Source organism: Kribbella sp., assembly GCF_035687465.1.
Taxonomy (GTDB): Bacteria; Actinomycetota; Actinomycetes; order Propionibacteriales; family Kribbellaceae; genus Kribbella.
In genome coordinates this window covers 1-4,555 of sequence record NZ_DASRXP010000543.1, presented here as the reverse complement: position 1 = coordinate 4,555, position 4,555 = coordinate 1, and the positions used below count along the sequence as shown (strand labels likewise).

Sequence of the window (4,555 nt, the reverse complement as noted above, 5' to 3'; positions counted from 1 at the left end):
CGCGGATGTTCCGCAGCAGCGCGTTGCCGATCGTGCCCTCGCGCCGGCTGGCTCCGATCACCGCGACGCTCGCCGGCGTCAGCAGCCGGGCGATCGACAGGGCCTCGGAACGCTGCTCCCGCGCCTGCATCACGCCGAACGAGGTGTCGGTCGGGGCGATGTCGAACTCGACCATGATCACCCCGTCCTCGAACTCCCGGGCGACCTTGTACCCGGCCTCGGTGAAGACGGTGATCATCTTCCGGTTGTCCGGCAGCACCTCGGCGACGAACCGGGTGATGCCGTGTTCACGGGCCGCCTGCGCCAGGTGCTCGAGCAGCAACTGCCCGAGCCCCCGGCCCTGGTGCGCATCCTCGATCAGGAAGGCGACCTCGGCAGTGTGCAGGCCGGTCCGTTCGTAGCGGCCGACCCCGATCATCTGGTCGGCGACCGTGACGATCAGCGCCAGCCGGTCCTGGTAGTCGACCTGGGTGAACCGCGCCACGTCCCGGTCGGACAGTTCCGGGTAGGGCGCGAAGAAGCGGTAGTACTTCGACTGCTCGGAGACCCGGGCATAGAACTCCACGAGCAACGCCGCATCCGCCGGGGTGATCGGCCGCAGGTGTGCGGTCGCGCCGTCCCGCAGTACGACGTCTGCTTCGTACTCCGCGGGGTAGCCGGCCGGGTGCTCGGGGCCACGCCCCGGTCGCTCGACCTTCTCCGGCGTTGTCACCTCGTCAGCCTACTCATCGTCGCCGGGGCGCACGATTCCATTCTCGTAGGCGAAGACGACCACCTGGACCCGGTCGCGCAGGTCCAGCTTGCTCAGGATCCGGCCGACATGGACCTTCACGGTGCCCTCGGAGACCAGCAGTCGTTGCGCGATCTCGCTGTTCGTCTGCCCTTTGGCCAGCTCGATCAGGACCTCGCGCTCGCGGTCGGTGAGCTCGCGCAGCAGCTCACCGGACGGTGAGAGGCCGGTGGCGGTCGGCAGGTGGTGGGCGAAAGCCTCGATGAGCCGCCTGGTCACGCCTGGCGCGACCGCGGCGGCACCGGAGGCGACGGCTCGGATGCCGGCCAGGAGCTCGGCCGGCGCGGCGTCCTTCAGGAGGAAGCCGCTGGCGCCCGCCCGGAGCGCGGCGAAGACGTAGTCGTCGAGGTCGAAGGTGGTCAGGACCAGCACCCGCGCGGCCGAGCCTGACCGGACGATCTGCCGGGTCGCCTCGATGCCGTCCATGGCGGGCATCCGCACATCCATCAGTACTACGTCCGGCTGCAGGGCCCGGGTCATCGCGACCCCGTCCACCCCGTTCCCGGCCTCGCCCACCACCTCGAGATCGGTCTGCTGCTCCAAGACAGCCCGGAATCCCAGCCGCAACAAAGCCTGGTCATCCACCAACAACACCCTCGTCACAGGACCCCGCTACTGTCGCGCGCCTCGCTGCGCTCGCGTGCTCTGGTGTGTTCCCGTGCCTCGTCGAAGGACAAGTGGGCATGGACTCGCCAGCCTGAACCTGGGCGCGGGCCGGCCACCACCGTTCCGGCGTACGGACTGACTCGTTCGGTCATGCCTGCAAGGCCGTGGCCTTCTGCTGCCGCGGGCACCTCAAAGGTCTGTTGTGCTCCGTCGTCGGTGATCTCGATGTCGACTCTCGTGGGGGTGTAGCGCAGGTTCACCTCCGCGTGGGCGCGGCGTCCGGCGTGTTTCATCGTGTTGGTGAGTGCCTCCTGCACGATCCGGTAGACCGTCAGGCCGGCACCCGGCCCCCACGGTCCAGGCACCCCCTCGTGAGTGAGCGCGACCCTCAACCCAGCCGCTCGTACCTGCTCCACCAAGGCGTCGATATCCGCGAACCCCGGCACTGGCACGGCGGGCAGTTCCTGTTCGCCTTCTTTCAGCAGACCGACCAGTTTCCGGATCTCGCCGAGCGCCTCGCGGCCGGTGGCGGAGACCTTCTCCATCATGTCGGCCGCCCGCTCCGGCGCGACCGGCGTGGTGACGGCCGCACCGTCGGCCAGCGCGACCATCACCGCCAGGTTGTGCGCCACGATGTCGTGCATCTCCCGGGCGATCCGGGCCCGCTCGGCGGCGACCGAGAGCTGCGCCTGCTGGTCCTGGTCGCGTTCCAGCCGGGCGGCTCGGTCCCGCAGTTCGGCCAGTAAGGCGTTCCGGGTCTGCAGGTTGATCCCGACCAGCAGCGCGATCACCAGCACCCCGGTGAGGATCGCCACGTCGTACCACTGCCCGCCCGCCACCAGCCAGCCGACCGCCAGCGGCACCTCGATCGCCGCAATCGCCGGCCACAGGTACCGCCGCGGCCGGTACCGCGCGATCGCGGTGATCGTGACGACCGGGAAGATCATCGAGTACGGGCCGGCGACGTCGACCACGAAACCCACCAGGGCCAGCGCATAGACGATCCAGAAGACGCGCACCGGATGCTGCCGCCGCCAGATCAGCGGGATCATCAGCAGGCAGATCCAGAGCCACTCCACCGCGGTGACCGCGTCGCCGCCCCGCTGGTCGACGGTCCCCGACGCACTGAGCAGGCCGAAGAGCACCGCGATCACGGCATCGACCAGCCGTGGTCGTTGCCGTGCCGCAGTCACCAGGTCGGACAGCCGCCCCATGGTCATCAGAGTAGGGGCGTCAGGCGTCACGCCGGCGCAGCAGAACCGCGGCGGCGCCGAGCAGGACGGCGATCCAGCCGAGCATCACCACGGCGCCCGCGCCCGGAGACAGCATGTCCACCGGCTCCTCCCCCAGCCCCATCCCGAACATCGCCTGCCCCGCCGTGATCGGCAGATAGGGCCCGACGGCATCCCGCACCGCCTCGGGCAGCGCGAGGATGATCGCCGGTACCACCAGCATCGTCACCACGAGCGTCGTGACGGCTCCCGCGGTATGGCGGATCAGCGTGCCGATCGCCAACCCCAGCAGCCCGATCCCGACCGGGTACGCCGCCGCGCCCACGATCGCTCGGACGACTCCGTCATCGGCCAACCCACTGTGGTCGCTCGGCGCGAAGAGCAGCACGGTTTCGAAAGAAGCCAGGCAGATCAGCACCATGAAGGGGAACGTCAAGCCGATCAGTACCAGCGCCTTCGCCCACAGCAGCGGCAACCTCCGCGGCACCGCGGCCACACTGGCCCGGATCAGTCCGGAGCTGTACTCCCCCGACATCTGCAGCACCCCCAGCACCCCGATCACCAGACCAGCCAGCTCCAGCGCCAGGAATGCCGAACCGACCGCCCGTGCGGCGCCGGCCTCGACCTCGCCGTCGGAGATCCGCTGCTCGTACGCCCAGCCGGTCCCCGCGGCGACTCCGACGGTCACCACCGCCATCGCGACGAGCACGATCCAGGTCGACCGCAACGACAGCAGCTTCGTCCACTCCGACCGCGTCACCCGCCGCAACGTCACCCGGTACGCCGCTCCGTCGCGATCACCGTCGATCCCCTGGCCGGCCCGGTCCTCGATCAGCGTAGTCATGCTGCTGTCCTTTCGTTCTCGCGATACTCCACCGAGTCCTTCGTCAGTTCCATGTACGCCTGCTCGAGCGTCGCCCGTTGCGGCGTCAGCTCGTACACCGGCAAACCGTTGCGGAAGGCAACATCACTGATCCGCTCGGCCGTCAGCCCACTCACTTCGAGCAACCCTGCCTCCAGCCCGGTCACCTTCGCGCCGAGGCCGATCAGCAGCTCCCGCAGGTCGGTCGCCTCCGGGGACCGCACACTGACGCGATCCACCTCGACCCGAGCGATCAGCTCGGCGACCGTGGTGTCCGCGACCAGCCGGCCCCGGCCGATCACGATCAGGTGCTCGGCGGTGACCGCCATCTCGCTCATCAGATGACTGGACACCAGGACGGTCCGCCCCTCGCCGGCCAGCGCTTTCAGCAGGTTGCGGATCCACAGCACGCCGTCCGGATCCAGCCCGTTGGTCGGCTCGTCCATCATCACCACGGCCGGATCGCCGAGCAGCGCGGCCGCGACGCCGAGGCGCTGACCCATGCCGAGCGAGAACCCGCCGGCCCGGCGATGCCCGACGCCTTCCAGCCCGACCATCGCCAGTACCTCGCCGACCCGCCTGGCCGGGAAGCGGTGGGTCTGGGCCAGCGCGAGCAGGTGGTTGCGCGCGCTCCGGCCCCGGTGGATGGACCTTGCCTCCAGCAGCGCCCCGACCTGCCGGAGTGGGGCGGGATGCTCCGCGTAGGGGATGCCGTTGACGGTCGCGATACCGCGGTCGGGGCGGTCCAGCCCGACGATCATCCTCATCGTGGTCGACTTGCCGGCCCCGTTCGGGCCCAGGAATCCCGTCACCTGGCCGGGCCGGACCGTGAAGGTCAGGTCATCGACGGCGACGGTCTCCGCATAGTGTTTGGTCAGTTCGGCGATCTCGATCATGATCCCGACGCTAGGGATCCACAGCCCGGCGGGCGTCTGCCTGCCGACCAGAGATCACGGCCGCGGAGTACCTCTCAGGTCGTACGGACAGCACGGGAGCACCGGAGATGTGGTGGTTGAGCGCGCTCGGCGGACTCGGTGTCCTGCTGACCGGCCTGCTCGCACCCGC

General features: G+C 69.6%; 5 protein-coding genes. All 5 read right to left on the bottom strand.

Going from position 1 to position 4,555, the window contains the following annotated elements; genetic code table 11:
• A partial coding sequence (locus tag VFG33_RS28670; protein WP_325056090.1) for a GNAT family N-acetyltransferase occupies positions 1-712 on the bottom strand: 712 nt, incomplete at its 3' end.
• Positions 713-721: 9 nt separating this feature from the next.
• Complete coding sequence (locus tag VFG33_RS28665; protein WP_325056089.1) at positions 722-1,375, bottom strand: response regulator; 654 nt, start codon at positions 1,373-1,375, stop codon at positions 722-724.
• A gap of 14 nt (positions 1,376-1,389) precedes the next feature.
• Entirely contained in the window at positions 1,390-2,610 is a 1,221-nt protein-coding gene (locus VFG33_RS28660; protein ID WP_325056088.1) for a sensor histidine kinase, read from the bottom strand.
• A 19-nt stretch (positions 2,611-2,629) separates the two neighbouring features.
• Entirely contained in the window at positions 2,630-3,472 is an 843-nt protein-coding gene (locus tag VFG33_RS28655) for an ABC-2 transporter permease family protein (protein WP_325056087.1), read from the bottom strand.
• Complete coding sequence (locus tag VFG33_RS28650; protein WP_325056086.1) at positions 3,469-4,386, bottom strand: ABC transporter ATP-binding protein; 918 nt, start codon at positions 4,384-4,386, stop codon at positions 3,469-3,471. The genes VFG33_RS28655 and VFG33_RS28650 overlap by 4 nt, the downstream gene beginning before the upstream one ends.
• Positions 4,387-4,555: the final 169 nt, after the last annotated feature.